Here is an 18,849-nt window from a genome sequence, read left to right as displayed (position 1 = left end):
CATATGATGCCTAGGAGAAACAATAGATGGAAGGAGGAGACTGCTTGTGAGGGGTTCCAAAAAAAAGCAGCCACGCAATCCACAAAAACGACTCTACTATGTAGATAATCCCAATATAAAGGAACTGAGCATGCTGGATAGCAAAAGCAGTTCTAAGGATTCGGGGAGTATCAGTGATGGAGTCAGCAACCCAGAGATTGCGGAAGTTCAGGTAAGTGGAGGAGGAGGAGTAGCTGAAGCCGTTCAAGAGGAACTGATTTCTGCTCCAGTCCTGCAGCCGGAGCCTATGGTGGAGGTGCAGCTTCAGAAACAGGTGGATAATCTTCCTGAAACCATATGGTTCGCTCCTGAGAAAGAGCGGTTTCAGCCTGTTTACACAGATGATCTATCGGATGCAGCGGTTACAGGAGCAAAAATCGCTCCACGAACCATTGACGGTTCTAAGCTGAAGTTCGGCATTATTGGTACACCATGGCTGCAAGATTATGCTGTGCAGAGTATCAATATCGCGGACAAGGCAGTAACTTCTTCGAAAATCGCACCTGAATCCATCGTGGGTGAGCATTTAGCTGAAGGAAGCGTTAGTGGTGGTAAGCTGCTGGATCATTCAATCAGTGGAGAGAAGCTGAAGAACGGCAGTATTAGTCCAGAGAAGCTGGCTGATCGGATTATCGGCGGCGGTCAAATTGCAGATAAATCTATTGAGAGCCGTCATTTGAGCGATCTGATTATTACGGCTGATTTACTGGAAGATGGAGCGGTTACTGGTGAAAAAATAGGAAGCAGCAGCATCACTGGCCGCCACGTGGCAAACGGGAGTATTGATCGTTCCAAGCTGGCTGATGCAGCGGTATCTGGCGATAAAATAGCTGATGGTGAAATCAGCAGTTCCAAACTGGCTGATGCTGTCATTGAGGGTCGCCACCTTAGCGACGCTCTGATAACCGCCAGACATTTGGCTCCGGGAGCGATTGGGCCAGAGCAGCTTGCCAGCAAGCTGATCGGCAAGGAGCAGCTCCAGTCGGGTGTGATCGAAGGTGCGCATGTAGCAGATGGTGCTATTGGTTCCAAGCAGCTGGGTACAGAAGTAGTGAGAAGCATCCACTTAAGTGCAGAAAGCGTACATGGTTCCCATATCAGCGACGGGGAAATAACGAGTCGTCATCTGGCTGACCGAAGTATCTCTTTTTTAAAGCTGACGGAGGGTGCGGTAGGTACTGCACAGCTGATTGAGCAAGCGGTCACCTCATCGAAAATCGCTGATCAAAGCATACTCGCACATAAGCTAGCAGATGAAGCTGTAACCACAAGACATATTGCCAAATCCGCTATTCGCGGACAGCAAATTGCTATGCAAGCTGTATCTTCTATTCATCTGGAGCGCGAGGCTGTGAACCATTCCCATTTAGCTGCGGAAGCGGTCGGATCCGAGCAACTTATGGATGAAGTTATTCACACGCATCATCTGTCCTCTGGTGCTGTGACTGGTGAACAGCTGGCTTCAGAGTCTGTGGGTGGTGAGCATCTTCGTCCGCAGAGCGTTACTTCTGCCAAGTTGGCAGATGGAAGTGTGAATGCGGCTAAACTGGGAGCGGGAGCGGTGATTGGGAGTACGATTGCCCGTGAAGTGGTGAGTGGTGAGCATATTGCTTTTTGTGCAGTGGAGGAGAAACATCTGGCCGATGCCAGCGTGAGCGGGCGTGTCCTGCAGGACGCTGTGGTGGACAAAGATCATTTAGCCACGGGAGCCGTAGAACGGAGACATCTCGGAGAAAATAGTGTGACCGCAGCTGCGATTCAGTCTGGCTCGGTTTCAGGAGATAAGCTGGCTTCTGCTGCGGTGAGAGAGATTCATTTAGCAGCTGGAGCAGTGCAGCCGCATCATCTGGCAGATCATGTGGTGACGTCGTTAAAGCTGTCACCGGAAAGTGTATCGACGGATAAGATTAGCGATTTATCGGTCACTTCGGCTAAGCTTGCAGACGGAAGCGTAGATTCCAGTAAATTAGCAGTGTCAGCAGTTCAGGCAGAGCATTTATCTGTGAATGCAATTCATTCAAAATCCATTAGTGATAGTGCGGTTCAGAGCAGACATATGAATCCGGGAAGCATCGGCGGGGCGCATATCCGGCCGTTGTCCATCGGAAATGGCCATATTATTCCTAATTCCATTTCTTCGATTCAAATACAGGAGGGTAGCATTAGCGGCTCTAAGCTGGCAAAAGGGGCTGTGGATTCCCAGCATCTTTCACCGAGCAGTGTAGACGGTAGCCATCTATGTATTGATATCATTGAAGGACGTCATATTGGGTATGGTGAGATCAAGCTGGCTCATCTAGCCGAAGATGCACGCAGCTCCGACTTGCTGCCAGAGGGCAGTATTACCGGGGAGAAGCTAGCAGAAGAATCCGTAGATTCTATTCATCTTGTACCTGAAAGTGTAGACGGAAGTCATCTGAGTCTGGGTGCAGTAGAAGGCCGTCACATCCGGCATGGTGAGATCACACTGGCTCATCTGGCAGAAGAAACATATAGCTCCGAGTTACTGCCTGACGGTAGTATTACTGGCGAGAAGCTTGCTGAGGAATCCGTAGGTTCTATTCATCTAGTGGCTGGAAGTGTGAATGGCAGTCATCTGAGCCTGGATACAGTGGAAGGATGTCATATCGGGCACGGTGAAATTACCCTAGCTCATCTAGCCAAAGATGCACGTAGCGCTGACTTGCTTCCAGACGGTAGTATTACCAGAGAAAAGCTGGCGCAAGAATCAGTGAATTCAAATCATCTAATACCTGGAAGTGTAAATGGCAGTCATCTTAGCCCGGATGCAATAGAAGGCCGTCATATCGGGTACGGTGAGATTACACTGACTCATCTAGCCAAAGATGCACGTAGTGCAGACTTGCTGCCAGACGGCAGTATTACCAGAGAAAAGCTGGCGCAAGAATCTGTGAATTCAAATCATCTAATACCTGGAAGTGTAAATGGCAGTCATCTTAGCCCGGATGCAATAGAAGGCCGTCATATCGGGTACGGTGAAATTACCCTAGCTCATCTAGCCAAAGATGCACGTAGCGCTGACTTGCTTCCAGACGGCAGTATTACCAGAGAAAAGCTGGCGCTAGAATCTGTGAATTCAAATCATCTAATACCTGGAAGTGTAAATGGCAGTCATCTTAGCCCGGATGCAATAGAAGGCCGTCATATCGGGTACGGTGAAATTACCCTGGCTCACCTGTCAGCAGAAACACGCAGCTCGGACTTGTTACCGGAAGGCAGTATTACTGGCGATAAGCTGGCAGAAGAATCGGTAAGTTCAATTCATCTTGCACCAGAAAGTGTAAGGAGTAATCATCTGAGTCCAGGTTCAGTAGAAGGCCTTCACATCGGGTACGGCGAGATTACCCTGGCTCACCTGTCAGCAGAAACACGCAGCTCGGACTTGTTACCGGAAGGCAGTATTACTGGCGATAAGCTGGCAGAAGAATCGGTAAGTTCAATTCATCTTGCACCAGAAAGTGTAGGGAGTAATCATCTGAGACCGGGTTCAGTAGAAGGCCTTCACATCGGGTACGGTGAAATCACTCTGGTTCATCTGTCAGCAGAAGCGCGCAGCTCGGATTTGTTACCGGAAGGCAGTATTACTGGTGATAAGCTGGCGGAAGAATCAGTAAGTTCGATTCATCTTGTATCTGGAAGTGTAGGGAGTAGTCATCTGAGTCCGGGTTCAGTAGAAGGCCGTCACATCGGGTACGGTGAGATTACCCTGGCTCATCTAGCCAAAGATGCACGTAGCGCTGACTTGCTTCCAGACGGTAGTATTACCAGAGAAAAGCTAGCAGAAGAATCCGTGAATTCAAATCATCTAATGCCTGGAAGCGTGGATGGCAGTCATCTGGCCCCGGATACAATAGAAGGGCGTCATATCCGATACGGTGAGATTACCCTTGCTCATCTGTCAGAAGAGGTTCGTAGTTCTGATCTGCTACCAGACGGTAGCCTTACTGGCAAGAAGTTGGCGGAAGCATCCGTAGATTCTATTCATCTAGTGCCTAGAAGTGTAGGGAGTAGTCATCTGAGTCCGGGTTCAGTAGAAGGCCGTCATATCCTGAATGGTGAGATCACCCTAGCTCATCTGTCGGAAGAGGTTCGTAGTTCTGATCTGCTGCCAGACGGTAGCCTTACTGGTGAGAAGTTGGCGGAAGCATCCGTAGATTCTATTCATCTAGTGCCTGGAAGTGTAGGGAGTAGTCATCTGAGTCCGGGTTCAGTAGAAGGCCGTCATATCCTGAATGGTGAGATCACCCTAGCTCATCTGTCGGAAGAGGTTCGTAGTTCTGATCTGCTGCCAGACGGTAGTATTACCAGAGAAAAGCTAGCAGAAGAATCCGTGAATTCAAATCATCTAATACCTGAAAGTGTAAATGGAAGTCATCTGAGTCCAAGTACAATAAAAGGCCGTCATATCCGACACGGAGAGATTACTCTGGCTCATCTATCGGAAGAGGTTCGTAGTTCTGATCTGCTTCCAGACGGTAGTATTACCGGAAAGAAGCTGGAGGGTGGATCCATCAATGCCTTCCATTTGTCTCCGGGCAGCGTGTATGGGGGACATTTAGCGAGTGATACGATAGATAGCCGCCATATCCGGTCTGGAAGCATTACCATGAATCACTTGGCAGAAGAAGTGTTTAGTGTCGATCTGTTGCCGGATGGCAGTATCACTGGAGAAAAATTGGAGGGTGGATCCATCCATTCTTTCCATCTGGCTCCTGGTAGCGTCTATGGTGGTCATTTAGCAGGGGATGCGGTGGATAGTCGCCACATTCGATCTGACAGCATCACCATGAAGCATCTGTCAGAAGAGGTACGTAGTGCTGATCTGTTGCCGGAAGGCAGTATTACCGAAGAAAAACTGGCCGAAGGTTCAGTGAGTTCTTTACATTTACAGCCATGGAGTGTGTACGGAGAACATCTTGCTGACAAGATCGTGGCAGATCGACATTTGCAGTCCGGTATCATCAAATTGGAGCATCTTGCGGATGAAACTCGTACCTCAGCACTGCTTCCGGATGCAAGCATCGACGGAGCAAAACTGAAGGCAGGTTGTATTGAGTCTTTTCATCTGGCCGAAGGTAGCGTAGGGGCGACCGAACTTCAGGATGAAGCGGTGGATGCTTCCAAAATCTCTTCATTTGCGATTCAAGCGCGTCATCTGGAGGAAGAGAGCGTTCAGGATTATCATATTGCCCCCGGCGCAGTAAATGGTGTCCATCTGGCACCGAATTCTGTAAATGCAGAGCATCTATCCTTCAGTCCGATTCAGACTGCAGGGAAACGAGAGGCGCTTCAGCAGTTTGGGATGACGGCGTTTATGTTCAACGGGGATGCTGAGAGTGTGGAGGTGACCGTATCGTTCGATGAGAACTTTGGTCATACAGGTTATGTGCTCGTTGCCATGACTAATCAACCTTACTTCTATGCTTCCTTAAAGAGCAGAGCCAATGGAGATGCAGTAATTCAAGTGGTGCGATTGCGCGAGACTCCGCATTTCTATGGGGTCATCTCTTGGATTGCTATCGGCGCTCCTTTAGCTAAACCAGCGATGGATGATCGTGTGTTTGATTGATTAGCAAAAATGATGTACAAAATGCTAAGCGCAGCCGATGGCTGCGCTTTTTGTTGTGTTGCACTTCTAGTTAAGCAGCGTGTAGTACCTCTTTTTTTCTAGCCGCTAGTCTATTCATTGTTCAATACGTAATTTGAGCATTATAGGGAATCGCTCCCTCTAATTTCTTGAAAATACCTGATTCATGAGCATTAGAGGGAATTTGTCCCTCTAAAAGTTCGAATTATGCTCGGAAAGCCAGAATCGGCGTGATTATAAGGAGAGAATTCCCTATAATCACTGAGATCAGCTATATAAAGAGTAATTATAGGGAGAAATTCCCTCTCCCTCTCCACATCTTTAGCCCGCTAGGAAAGGGCCAAAAGAAGTCTCCATAAGTTGGGTCGGATTCACTCGCCAGCTCCAATCATCAGGTTTAAGTAAGTTTAGAAATTAGCAGGGTCAGCATTTGTCCTGTTTTCCAAACGACAGGAGACAATTGCCGTTACCCTGTTCTGCGTACTACATAAACTGTGATGTAACCCTCAGCCTGACGAATAGGCTCTGTAAGGAAGGTGGATGAGCATGAAGCCCAAACGTACTTCTGCCCGCCGCACGGGACGGCGGGTCTCTCGGATCAAGCGGCGGACTTCACGCCCAGTGCGGCAAGTCGCTATAGCCCCTATAGTTAACCATCCTAATCCCTATGTTTCAGTCATTATTCCGGCCATGAACGAAGCCAAGACCATTGCGGGAGTGATATCTGGAGCTAGAGGGGTCCATCCGCGCTGCGAGGTTATTGTAGTCGTCAACGGATCAGCCGATCAAACGGCAGAAATTGCCCTTTCGCTTGGTGCACATGTTATTTCCTATGAGTTGCCGCTTGGACACGACGCTGGTCGTAGTGTCGGAGCAGAAGTAGCTAAGGGAGATGTCCTATTGTTTACAGATGGAGATTTTGTGATTCCTGCCTCGAGGCTACGTCCTTTCGTCACTGCTGTTAGTGGTGGCGCAGACATAGCGCTTAATGATTATTCCGGCCCGATACGAAGACTTTCGCCCCATCCGGTGGTACTGTCCAAACATGCACTCAATATTTTGCTTGGCCGTCCGGATCTGAAAGGATGTTCGATGACGGCAGTTCCGCACGCAATCAGCCGAAGAGCGCTTGAAATCTTAGGGAGTGAATCATTATCACGTCCCCCTCTGGCACATGCTCAGGCAGTTCTGAGTGGATTGCGTGTGGTAACTGCCCACAAAGTACATGTAGGGAAACTGAATGCGGTCAGACGTAAGGAAGATGGCACAGATCCTTTGCAGCAGTTGATTACAGCAGATCACATGGAGGCTGTATCCCTCTTGCTTGAACACCGGGGAAACAGGGCAGGGTTTGGCGACGGAACCCGGCGCAGAGAGATGGTGAGATGATGGTTGCTCTGTTACAAGTATCAGGTAGCTCCGCCATTCGACGAGGAACTGCAACTCGTACGATAAAGAAACGTTCAGCATCTAGTCAGGCCAATACAACTCTGGCACCCCGCCACAGGGCAGCGAGTCGTTCTGTAAAAGGAGGCGCTGCTACCGTTCGATCGCCGCTTCTGTCTCGGCAATCGAAAGTAGGTCGTGAGGCACTAAAAATACCGAGCTTACGTGGGACCCTGTCAGTCATTATCTCCGTGCGTAATGAGGAGCAGACATTGGCACGTCTGCTACATCAGGTTTCGCGGCTGGGACCTGCAGAAATTATCGTCGTGCTTAACGGTTGTAGCGATAACAGCTTTCCTATTTCCAGACAACATCGTCAAGCCGTAGTTGTGCATTGTCCGGAGTCTGTCGGACATGATGTGGGGCGGGCTATAGGTGCGAAGCTGAGTCGAGGAGATATTCTGCTCTTTCTGGATGGAGATATGGTTATTCCTGCATCGCAGCTCGGATTATTCACAGCTGCTGTAGATGGTGGAATTGATGTGGCTCTTAATGATTTGGATCCACTGATGCCTTCTTTTGGATTATGTGATGATGTCACTCGCAGTAAGTTGTTTCTTAATTATGCTCTTGGACGGTACGATCTCGGAGTTAGCTCTATGACGGCTGTGCCTCACGCACTCTCCCGGCGTGCGCTTGAGATCATAGGCTACCGTGAATTAATAGTTCCTCCTAAAGCCCAAGCTCGTTCTGTGTTAGAAAAGCTAAGAGTAGAGAAAGCTGGAACGGTGAATGTTATTAAGCATAATCGGCTGCGTCATGCGAACATAGGAGCTGGAAATGCTGTGGAGAAACTGATCATCGGGGATCACGCAGAGGCTCTCCTTGTGGTTCTTTCTCGGCGAGATGAATGGGGTCCGCTAAATAGCGAAACCCAGCGCAAGTACCGCAGACAAGTAGCGGCTTGGAGGAACCGGATATGACGCTGACCAGTATTATTATTCCGACTTACAACGCGCTGCCACTGCTGCGGTCTTGTGTAGAATCTATTCGTGCTTATACTCCGCTACCTTATGAAATTATCGTTGTAGACAATGCTTCGTCAGACGGAACGGATGCCTATTGCCGCGCAAATCGTATAACCTTTATTTCTTTGCCTGAGAATCGAGGTTTTCCGTCCGCATGCAATATGGGCCTACTGCTAGCATCGGGCGATGAATTATTGCTGCTGAATAATGATGTGGTGGTTCCCCATGGATGGTTAACCAATCTGAAGAGATCGCTATATAGTGCTCCTGATGTAGGTATTGTTGGACCAGTGACAAACTATGCGAGTGGACGTCAACAGGTGAAGACTGATTATGAGAGTCTGTTGGATTTTCATAAGGTTGCCCAGATAACTAACCTTTCCAATCCCCAAAAATGGATGGAGACTAAACGGTTGGTAGGGTTATGTTTTTTATTTAAAAGAGAGCTACTTACTTCCGTAGGTCTGCTGGATGAGAGATACTCGCCTGGACATTACGAGGACGATGACTATTGCTATCGCGCAAGGCAAAAGGGGTATCGGCTGCTCATCGCAGGGGATTGCCTGGTACACCATGAAGGAAGTGCAAGCTTTAAGCAGGTATACAATACCGGATTGCAGGAACTAGTGGAACGAAATCGTAAGATCTTCATGAGTAAATGGAATGTGGACCCAACAAATTTCATATGAAGTGCAGATCCGAAGGCAAAGGACTTAGATAAAGAGGAGGAAAGTAAGTGAAAGGAGTCATACTGGCGGGCGGAACAGGATCAAGACTTCAACCGCTGACCCGGCTTATGAACAAACATTTGCTTCCGGTCGGCAAATATCCTATGGTCTGTTACGGCATAGACCGGCTTCGCCGGGGAGGGATTACCGACATTCTTCTGGTCATCAGCAAGCAGTCTGCTGGTCTGTATACGGATTTTTTGGGCAGCGGTGCGGCATTTGGTGTATCTCTGACCTATAAAATTCAGGAAGCTGCTGGAGGCATTGCAGAGGCACTCGATTTGGCAGAAGGATTCATTTTCCCTGGGGAACGGTTTGTCGTATTGCTTGGTGATAATCTGTTTATGGATGATCTGACGCCTTACGTGGAGAGCTATCTCCGGCAGCCTGCTGGTACAGCAAAGGTATTGCTGAAACCGGTGGACGACGCACGTAGATATGGTGTTCCCGTGTTCGATAGTCAAGATTCTGCATGGATTGCTTATATCGAAGAGAAGCCGGAGCATCCCAAGACCAAATTTTGCGTAACAGGTATTTATATGTACGATGAAGCTGTGTTTGAAATTATCCGCCAGGTATCTCCTTCCAAGAGGGGGGAGCTGGAGATTACCGATGTAAATAATATATACGCTGCTAACCGCAGGCTCAGCTATGATGTTCTCAAGGATTGGTGGAGCGATGCGGGGACGTTCCAGTCTCTGCGGGAGGCGGGAGAGAAACTGAAAGACGCGCTGCCTTAATGGCAGCGGTAACGTGGAGTGGCCGGCCTTGGGTCGGGCACTCTTTTTTTATAAAATATAAGAAAGTATATCTTTCACCATACTTTGCTTATATTTCTCGCAGAAACGGATACCGTCCATTTAAGGACGGCGCAGCCGTTTCTTCTTGGGTGGGGGGATAGCGGGATCTTATGGATGGAGCGGGGGAACTTGGTTAAAGTTTGGTGTGCCGCAGTATACTATAAGAAATTACAATTTCGAGGGGGAGCAGACTGGCTGAAGGTAGTCACCGTTAATACTTCCGCCGAAAAGCTGAAACTTGCCAAGCAGTTGGGTGCGGACCTTGTTATAGATCCAACTGCAGAAAATCCGGCGGAAAAGATCAAAAGCGAGTTGGGCGGGGTCCAGGCCAGCATTGTTACTGCAGTGAACAAAAAAGCTTTTGACAATCCCTATTCATCCTTAAAACGGGGCGGAACACTTGTCCTGGTGGGGCTGCCGCCTGAGAAGATGGAAGTGCCGATTTTAAATACGGTTCTGGATGGTACGGAAATCATCGGCTTATATTTCTACGAGAAACGGGGGTCGTCCTTATGGGACGGCTCCCGTTTTTTCTTGATTGGCGCAGCAGTCCGGACGAAGGACCCGATCTCAAGCCTGCGTAGAGATATTATCTTCATCAACCCGGTTCTGTTTGCGGTATTTGAGCGGTGAGGTTCCGGTCATGGTTTTAAATACTCTTCCAAAATGGGTCAGGTTACCAAATCCAGTACGCTCAGCGATTTCCGAAACGGTTAATTTGGAGTCTTGCAGCAGAGAGCGGGCTTCTTTCAGGCGGGTGTTATTTATATATTCGATGAAAGTAAAACCGGTTGTGTCCTTGAACGTTCGGCTTAAATGGGAGGTGCTTATGGAGAACCTGTCCGATATGTATTCCAGAGACAGAGGCTCAGCGAAGTTACCGTTGATGAAATGGATGATTTGGGAAATTTTCTTATGGGTCCGGTTCGTTTCTACAAAATGCTCGTTTTGATCCGGAAGCTTTTTTCGTTGGATGAAGATCAGCAGCTCCATCAACAGGATTTTCCGATAGTAGTCGAAACCTGGAGGTCTCTTGGTGTCTTCATGAATCAATTTGCTAAAAAGATTCTCGATAAAGATCTGGTCGTTGCCGCTTAACTTGATCGCATTTGATCTGGAGTGAAAGCAGGAGAAGAGGTCGGATGGAAGAGGGCTGTCCGCAAAAAAGTCGCGAAGGAACTCCCTTTTAAACAATAAAGTAACTCTTTCGTACATCGTACCGTTTACATTAATCAGTCTGTGCAGGTCATTGGCGTTAATGAACAATAAAACCCCGCTGACGATTTGAAAGGTTCGGTCTTCTATAAAATAGTACAGCTCTCCAGACACTAAGTAGAGAATTTCATAAGCATCGTGATAATGATTTGAAGGCATACTTGAGACATTTTTTTTCTCGCGGCTAATGTGAAAGGGATCAGACTTATAGAAGTTGATTTCCAGGGGTGTCATCTCCAATCCGGCGGGAATGATCCTCGCAGAAACATGATCCATACCTGAATCAATCGTATCACGTTCATTGACCTGTTGAACAGGCTAGAAATTAAATAGCGGTAAAAGTAGAAAATCATTAACGATAACAAAATATGCAGAGATTGAATAGAAATGAATGCGCTATATTTACATATAAATCGTATTGAAGGAGGGGGAAAGATAATCAGGGTCCGCTGCGAGTGAAAGTTAAAGCGCTTAAACTATTATCTGCGAAAAGAGGGAACGAGAGTGCAAAAGAAGGGTCATTTGAAAAGAAGGCTGCACCAATCCATTTCTTTGTTGCTTGTGCTTTTACTGCTGCCATACCAGATTGCAAATGCTGCACCTGCACCAGATGCTGTCGGTTCAGATTCAATACCCGGTGTAAAGACGATTGCCGAATGGGAGTTTGATGAGGCCGCTGAAAATGTGGGGGTAATCTCGGCTACATACGGCATCTATGAGACAGCGTCTACTTTTCGCAATGTAGGCGGTGTGTTCGAGGATGTGGATGTAAGCAAGAAAGCGATCAGCTATCAGGGCTGGGACAATGGCAACGGGAACAAGTATTGGCTTGCTACCGTGTCTACAACCGGATTTGAGAATATCACCTTATCCTCTGAGCAAAATTCATCCGGGTCAGGTCCGCGTGATTTCAAAGTGCAGACGAGTGTAGACCGCAAAACGTGGGAGGATGTGCCGAATACGAATCTTAAAATGGCCGTCTCCAGTTTTGATTGCCCGGGCGATACCTGCAGACTGGTGAATACTCCCCTTCTGAACAGCAATGATCGGGAAATATTATATATTCGCTGGATTGTCAGCTCCGATAGCAACACCAGGGGGAATGATGAGGGCATAGGGGGTTCAGGTTCCAGTAGAATCCGAAATATCAAAGTGTCCGGCGAGCCGATCCCGGGGAAAGAACCTGTCATTCCTACCGTAGATCTTGTGCAGCAGCCAGCAGACGGCTCTGGAAATGTGCCTCCCGAAGCTCCCGTTGAAATCAAATTCAACAAAGCCTTTACCCTTGATCCGGGTTATGCTGTCCAATTTGCCGATGAGAATCATCAACCGGTTGATGGGGTTACACTTGAAGTCTTAAACAGAGATACTTTGCGGATAAACCATCCTCCGTTGACTTATGGGAAGTCTTACACGGTAGCTGTACCCAAGGAGCTTATCAAGGGTGCAGATCATGTGCCGCTGGTTCGGGAAACTTCCTGGAGTTTTGGCGTTCAGGATTCGCCTCTTGCTCCTAAATCCATCAATATGACGTTTAACGGAGATCCAAAGACGAGCATTGCCTTGGCCTGGTATACGGATGCAATGACGGATACCGTGGTACAGGTTGTAGAAGCCTCAAAGGTTATGGGGAACATTTTCCCGGAGAACGGGGCTTTGACTTATCAGGGAGTGGCCGAAGAAATTGAGACCTTTAAGAGTAAAAGCGACAGAAGCACGAACCATAAAACGAAATTTATCAGTCATAAAGTCATTGCAGACCAGCTTCAACCGGGAACAGCTTATAAGTTTCGGGCAGGTAACGGCAAATCGGGTGATTGGAGCTCTATCGGCTCGTTCACTACGGATGCTGCCGGCCACCAGCCTTTTCGTTTTATCGCCGGTTCCGATTCACAGGCTTCCAGCAAGTCTGACTTTGAGCCTTGGGGTGATACCTTCCGGAAAGCAGCTGATTATATAGGCGACCCTAAATTCCTGATCAGCGCCGGAGATCTGGTGGATAATGGTGATTTGGAGGAGCAGTGGCAATGGATGCTCGGAGCAGCCCAGAATCAATTGCTGCAAGTGCCATATGTGCCTGTACTTGGCGGTCATGAGGTCATGGATTATGACGGAGACGAGACGACACCGAATAACAACTTCTATAACCATTTCAACTTGCCGAAACAGGTTGTTGCGGACACCAATGAAGGCTCTGTGTATTCTTTTGAATATGGTGATGCACTCTATCTTGTCTTCAATTCGCAGTATTCGGGGGCACTTGCAGAGAATGGGAAAGATGTGGAATGGGCGGATGACCAATTCTGGGACCAAGTGGCCTGGATGAAGAGTACTGTCGCCCGCAGCGACAAGAAGTGGAAGTTTGTTACTTTTCACAAAAGCCCCTATGCAGCAGGCGACAACTCTGCACAATGGGAAGACGATCGCGTCCAGTTTTACAAGAAATACCTGATTCCCGCCTTTGACGAGATGGGTATCGATATGGTGTTCGAGGCTCATGATCATATGTATATGAGATCCTTCCAAATGTACAATGATGAAGTTATTCCCAAGGAGAAGCTGACATTTGATGGAGAGGGCAATGCGCTCAACCCCAAAGGTACGGTCTATCTCATGTCCAATGCATTCGGAAATAAATTCTATTATAAGAACAATCAATATGAACTGGATGAGAATGGAGAACCCCGCGAGATTCGGGACGAAAAAGGGAATACGGTTCCTTATGATGATTACTTTGCAGCTATCGACGAACAGCCGGAGAAGAAGATGTTTACGGATGTTTCCATCACAGACCGGGTGCTTTCCTTTACAGCGTATACCGCAGCCGTAGCGGATGAGAATCAGCCGGACACCGTTGGCGACGGACTAAAGGCATATGACAAGTATGGGATCAAGAGAACGGACATCAAGCCGGACCCGGCGGAAGCGGTGAAGGTGAAATTGAACGGCAGCAAGGCGGTTCTGACCTGGAGTGCACCTTCCGCAAGTACAGAACCGGTAAGAGGATTCCGGATTTATGAGAAGAACGACAAGGTGAAGACACACTGGAGTAAATATGTACCGGCAGCGGAAGGTCAAACGGAATACAGCTACACGGTAGATGATATCAATCCTGCGAAAAAATATGAATTTATCGTCAAAGCGGTCGGCACAAGAATCAATTCAGATCCGGTCGAAGTCAGCACAATCGAAGGTCCAAGTGAGTCGGAGCCGCCTTCAGCACCTTCAGATTTAAAAGGAACTGCGGTTTCTCCTTACCAAATCAACCTGAAATGGACGGCTTCGGCCGGCAACATCCAGGCAGCGGGCTACAACGTATACCGCAACGGCAGCAAGGTCGGCACGACGAAGGAAATCTCCTACGGCGATACCGGGTTAACTCCCGATACGGCCTATAGTTATGCTGTGAAGGCCTATAATGCAGAAGGGATGGAATCACTGGCGAGCAATACCGTTCAAGTAACGACCAAACCTTCATCCACTGGAGAGGGTGTCCATAAGGCATTTCCGCAGCATACGTCTTATGTGGCAGGCTCCATTAAGCCGAATCACTTGACTCAGGCCCAACTGGACGCTACGGTGGGCAGATTATATAACGAGTGGAAAACGAAATATCTGAAACAAAATCCATATCAGTCAGACCAATATTACGTGTGGTATAGCGACGGCGACTGGTTTGAGAATAATGAGATTACAGTTTCGGAAGCACATGGCTACGGAATGCTGATTACCGCTTTGCTCGCGGGTCATGATCCGGAGGCTAAGAAGTATTTTGACGGGATGTATCGCTATTTCAGAGCACATCCAAGCGAAATCAATCCCGATTTAATGGCCTGGCAGCAAGCGGATACCGGCACGGAAATAATAGATATCAATGGTGTGGATTCAGCAACCGACGGCGATATGGACATTGCTTACGCCCTCCTGCTTGCCGACAGCCAATGGGGCAGCAGCGGGGAGATTAACTATCTGTCCCAGGCCAAAAAGGTAATCAACGCCATTATGGAAAGTGATGTCAACCATTCCGAGTGGACATTGAAATTAGCGGATTGGGTCAGTGACAATGATCCCATGTTCGGCAATGCTACACGTCCGTCTGATTTTATGCTGCAGCATTTGAAAGATTTCAAGAATGTATCCGGTGACGCCAATTGGGACCGTGTTGCCGATAAGACGTACAACATCATTAATAGTCTGTATGAAAATTACAGTCCGAAAGCCGGTTTGTTGCCGGACTTTGTGTACAAAGACAATGCCGATGGGAAATACAAACCGGTAAGCCAGAAGAAATGGGATACCCCGGATGGATACTTCCTGGAATCGGAAAATGACGGAGATTACAACTACAACTCTTCCCGTATACCTTGGCGGATCGGTACGGATTATCTCCTGACAGGCGACACCCGAGCTAAAGGGCAGCTCGGCGCGTTGAACCGCTGGATTCGAACCATGGCGGATAATGATCCGAACAAGATTCTTGCGGGATATAAGCTTGACGGCTCGGCAGCATTAAATGATTATGCAGATACTTCCTTCTCCGCACCCATGATGGTTAGCGCCATGATCGATTCCTCCAATCAGGAGTGGCTCAATAAATTATGGGATCACAATGCGGCCGTCTCAACCGAAGACGATTTATATTTTGGCAATAATCTGCGTTTGCTCAGCATGATTGTTGTATCCGGCAACTGGTGGACACCAACCATCGTGGATACAGAGGCACCTATAGAACCAACGATAGAGAGAGCGGAGGCGGTATCCAGCTCTGCCATCGATTTGAAATGGACGCCGTCCACGGATAATTTGGGAGTGACGGGATACAAGATTTACCGCAATGACGTTGAAATCAAGACCCTAAAGGCAACAGAATACAGAGATAGCGGGTTATCTACGGATACCCAGTACAAATACTATATTATAGCTGTTGATGCAGCAGGAAATACGTCCAAGATAAGCAATGTGAGAATCGTATCTACATTAAAGGCCAGCGGGGACGGTGGCTCGGGCAGCAGCGGAGGAGGGGGCAGTTCAACACCAACTCCTACTCCAACGCCGGCAGCGGTGAAGCCAAGTGAAGTTCCGGCGACAACCCCGGCACCGGAACCAACTAGATCTGCTTTCAGCGATATCGGCAGCCCTTTCTTGTGGGCCAAGGAGGCTATCGAAGCTCTTGCGGCTAAAGGAATCGTTCAGGGAACGTCTAGTACTTTCTTCGAACCGGGTGCCAAGATGAAAAGAGCGGACTTTATATTGATTTTGGTCAGAGCGTTTGATTTAAAGGCTGGTTTTGAAGTGAGCTTTGCGGATGCCGATCAGGACGCATACTATTATGAAGCGTTGGGAATTGCCAAACAATTGGGAATTGCCAGCGGAGTCGGCGATAACAGGTTCAATCCGGGAGCAGAGATTTCCCGGCAGGATATGATGGTATTCATCGTAAGAGCATTGCAGAAGTCAGGAAAATTAGCAGATGCCAGTTCCATCTCCGACCTTGGCAAATTTGCGGATGCCTCCAAAGTGGCTGATTATGCCGTGAAGGCAGCAGCCGTATTGGTCAGGGAGGGCATTGTCCTTGGTGACGGGAAATTACTCCATCCAACGGGAGCTGCAACCCGCGCCGAAACGGCGGTTCTTTTTTACAGAATTATTAATAAATATTATTAATCCAAAAGGCCAACAGCCCGTTCCAATGGATCGGGCTGTTGGCCTTTTATTTTCCATTTACACGGCCTGTTCCAATCTTCTAAAGTATCCTGCGTCTGCCAATCCGCTTGTTTAGAGCCGTAACTTGCCTTTATATCCTCGGCACCGTCCCGGCTTCTGCCGCATATGCTGTAGCAGGGCGTTTGAGCAAAGGAGACATGAAGGTGCAGAATAAAATAACTAAAGTCCTGCAGCACATGGCCCATACGCACGAACAAATGGCGCGGATTCTAGACGCTGAGCGCCATGTGGCTGTCCGTATGTCGCAAATTGTCCACGATCTGCCAGATGCAGATCCCGGTTTTGACGGTATCAGCGGGATGATCGAAAGCTCAACTCAAGTAAACAAGAATATTATTGCTTACTTGAACGCACTTGCAGATCTGGAAGAAGCGATGGCTGAAGGGGTAGGCAGAGTGATTAAGGAATTGAACGGTCAAGACGAAGAGTAACGCTATAGGAGCAGGAGGCGGATGATGAGCAGAGAAAAGGCTTATCTGCAAATGCTGGAGTCGACCGCCACTATCCAGTGGAACATTGCGATGATTCTGGAAGCTAAGGCGGTTGAAGCTGAAAAGGTAAAACAGTGGGCGCAGCATCATATCCACGCGAGAGCTTTCGAATCTCACGAAGAGCAGCTAAAGGAATCCCTCTCCATTCACGAAGTTATCGTGGAAATGGTCGAAGGGCTGACTAAACTGGAGAACGGACTCTACAGCAATCTTAAAGCAGTGCTGGGCAGTGGTGAAGATGACGGCGGCGGGGAAGGTTTTGGAGACATGTCAGGTGATGGGTTAAGTTTTGGAGAAGACAGTAAATGAGCGGGGACCGTCTCTCTGAACATGCCGTCAAGTTGGAGATGATCCGCTCCATTTCGCGCAGTCAGGCTGCTTTGGCGGCCATCTTGGAGAGCATCGCCGAATTGACGGGGCAATCTGAGCTGACGGCCCGCAAATTGAGCGACAATATCAGAATCCTTAGTGGGTATCAGAGCGCGATGTGCCGGATGATGACCGGGATTTCACTGCATCAACCGAAACGGGGAATTCCTGCTGCGCCATGGCTGAGCAAGGCATACGCCGTAGGAACCTCCAGAGATCATGGAGCACAGGAGGAATAGAAGCATGAAGAAAAAGAGCCTTAGAACATTACGTTCAGGCAGAACCCGCAAACGCACACTGCTGCTCTCGCGGAAAACGAAAGTGCGTAGAGGTCTAGCCCGCAAACCTCGCAGAGGACTTTCTCGGAAAATCGTTCGTTATGGAAAGACAAAGAAAGGCCTTCTGGTACGTAAGAAAAGAAGGCTCCGCCGTAAGCTTGTTCGAAAGGTAAGGGTTATTCAAGCACCAGTTCATGTAGTGCCGGTTATCGAGGCTCCACCTGCTCCACAGGTCATTCCGCTCCCCCCGGACCTTGGCGTTTCGCCGGAAACGCCACCGGCAGACGCCTTTCAGCAGGGCTACACCGAAGCATACAACGTGGGGTTCGACGCCGGTTTCGCCAAGGGCTTCGAGGACGGGCATAAGCTGGAATTTAACTGAGAAGCGGCAGGTAAATTAAGAGGAAGGGACCCGGAGATCTAATCTATAGCGCGTTATTCTGATCTTTCCGTGTCCCTCAACTTAGAGGGACTGCATCTTCTCTGGAATCATCCTACTATCGGAATTTGTCTCTGAATATGATAGACTTCTAAAACAAGAATCTATTCAGTCGGTTTTCAGATGTCGATAAGAAAGAGGGGATAGCAGGATGCAAGTAGGAAATGGGATCAGAAAAGCTAAGCAGGATGAGATTGAAGAGATTATGGAATTGATCTCAAAATGTGTACAAGTTATGCAGGCCGCTGGAAGCGACCAGTGGGATGAGCGCTATCCGAATAAAGAGATTATCGAACTGGACATCGCACTAGGTACCTTATATGTTTGTGAAGAGGATCAAGCCATCGCGGGTATTCTTGTGCTGGATGAGAATGCGTCTGAGGAATATAAGACGATCGAGTGGAAGCAAAAACAAGGGCCACATCTGATTATGCATCGTTTAGCTGTTCATCCACATATTCAGGGAAAAGGGATCGCGACTAGGTTAATTGCTTTTGCAGAGGATTACGCAGAGCGTAATGGTTACACAAGTATCCGGCTGGATACTTATGCGAAGAACACTAGAGCACTGGAAATCTATCCTCGTCTTGGTTATGACCGTAGAGGTGAAGTGAGTTTTCCGGACCGCATAGCGAACTTTCCGGTATTCGAGAAGGTGCTAAGACAGGAACCTGATCCGGAATCTTTAACATAAAAAATCTACTATGTAATTGCTCGCCGCGCTGTGAATAGGCATAGATAGTG

13 protein-coding genes are annotated in these 18,849 nt (G+C 48.3%); 12 read left to right on the top strand and 1 reads right to left on the bottom strand.

Going from position 1 to position 18,849, the window contains the following annotated elements; genetic code table 11:
• Positions 1–46 precede the first annotated feature (46 nt).
• From MHH52_RS24310 to MHH52_RS24285, 6 genes are all read left to right on the top strand, one after another.
• Positions 47–5,629: a WIAG-tail domain gene (locus tag MHH52_RS24310; protein ID WP_340004882.1), complete on the top strand. Its 5,583-nt coding sequence runs from the start codon at positions 47–49 to the stop codon at positions 5,627–5,629.
• 564 nt (positions 5,630–6,193) lie between these two features.
• Entirely contained in the window at positions 6,194–7,036 is an 843-nt protein-coding gene (locus tag MHH52_RS24305) for a glycosyltransferase family 2 protein (protein ID WP_340004880.1), read from the top strand.
• Entirely contained in the window at positions 7,033–8,016 is a 984-nt protein-coding gene (locus MHH52_RS24300) for a glycosyltransferase (RefSeq protein WP_340004878.1), read from the top strand. The genes MHH52_RS24305 and MHH52_RS24300 overlap by 4 nt, the downstream gene beginning before the upstream one ends.
• Complete coding sequence (locus MHH52_RS24295) at positions 8,013–8,750, top strand: glycosyltransferase family 2 protein (RefSeq protein WP_313641142.1); 738 nt, start codon at positions 8,013–8,015, stop codon at positions 8,748–8,750. The genes MHH52_RS24300 and MHH52_RS24295 overlap by 4 nt, the downstream gene beginning before the upstream one ends.
• 47 nt (positions 8,751–8,797) lie before the next feature.
• Positions 8,798–9,529, top strand: coding sequence for a sugar phosphate nucleotidyltransferase (locus tag MHH52_RS24290; protein ID WP_313641143.1), 732 nt, complete (start codon positions 8,798–8,800; stop codon positions 9,527–9,529).
• Positions 9,530–9,613: 84 nt separating this feature from the next.
• A complete protein-coding gene (locus MHH52_RS24285) occupies positions 9,614–10,222 on the top strand; it encodes a zinc-binding dehydrogenase (protein ID WP_340004876.1) in 609 nt (202 codons plus the stop codon).
• On the opposite strand, the gene MHH52_RS24280 is transcribed toward MHH52_RS24285, so the two are convergent.
• A complete protein-coding gene (locus MHH52_RS24280) occupies positions 10,160–11,038 on the bottom strand; it encodes an AraC family transcriptional regulator (protein ID WP_340004874.1) in 879 nt (292 codons plus the stop codon). The genes MHH52_RS24285 and MHH52_RS24280 overlap by 63 nt on opposite strands.
• 270 nt (positions 11,039–11,308) lie before the next feature.
• On the opposite strand from MHH52_RS24280, the gene MHH52_RS24275 reads away from it, so the two are divergent.
• The 6 genes from MHH52_RS24275 to MHH52_RS24250 all read left to right on the top strand — a co-directional run bounded on the left by MHH52_RS24275 (position 11,309) and on the right by MHH52_RS24250 (position 18,799).
• Positions 11,309–16,468 (top strand): glycosyl hydrolase family 8, encoded by a 5,160-nt coding sequence (locus tag MHH52_RS24275; protein WP_340004872.1) that lies wholly within the window; start codon positions 11,309–11,311, stop codon positions 16,466–16,468.
• A gap of 203 nt (positions 16,469–16,671) precedes the next feature.
• A complete protein-coding gene (locus MHH52_RS24270) occupies positions 16,672–16,959 on the top strand; it encodes a hypothetical protein (protein ID WP_060625522.1) in 288 nt (95 codons plus the stop codon).
• A gap of 21 nt (positions 16,960–16,980) precedes the next feature.
• Positions 16,981–17,328 (top strand): restriction endonuclease subunit S, encoded by a 348-nt coding sequence (locus tag MHH52_RS24265; protein ID WP_340004869.1) that lies wholly within the window; start codon positions 16,981–16,983, stop codon positions 17,326–17,328.
• Positions 17,325–17,627: a hypothetical protein gene (locus MHH52_RS24260; RefSeq protein ID WP_060625520.1), complete on the top strand. Its 303-nt coding sequence runs from the start codon at positions 17,325–17,327 to the stop codon at positions 17,625–17,627. The genes MHH52_RS24265 and MHH52_RS24260 overlap by 4 nt, the downstream gene beginning before the upstream one ends.
• Before the next feature lie 4 nt (positions 17,628–17,631).
• On the top strand, positions 17,632–18,048 hold the full coding sequence (locus tag MHH52_RS24255; protein WP_060625519.1) for a hypothetical protein: 417 nt from the start codon (positions 17,632–17,634) through the stop codon (positions 18,046–18,048).
• Positions 18,049–18,256: 208 nt separating this feature from the next.
• Positions 18,257–18,799, top strand: coding sequence for a GNAT family N-acetyltransferase (locus MHH52_RS24250; RefSeq protein WP_340004868.1), 543 nt, complete (start codon positions 18,257–18,259; stop codon positions 18,797–18,799).
• The last annotated feature ends 50 nt before the right edge of the window (positions 18,800–18,849 follow it).

This window comes from Paenibacillus sp. FSL K6-0276 (assembly GCF_037977235.1).
Lineage (GTDB): Bacteria > Bacillota > Bacilli > Paenibacillales > Paenibacillaceae > Paenibacillus_AQ.
Note: the sequence above shows the minus strand (reverse complement) of the source record. Positions and strands in the feature narration are given on the sequence as shown.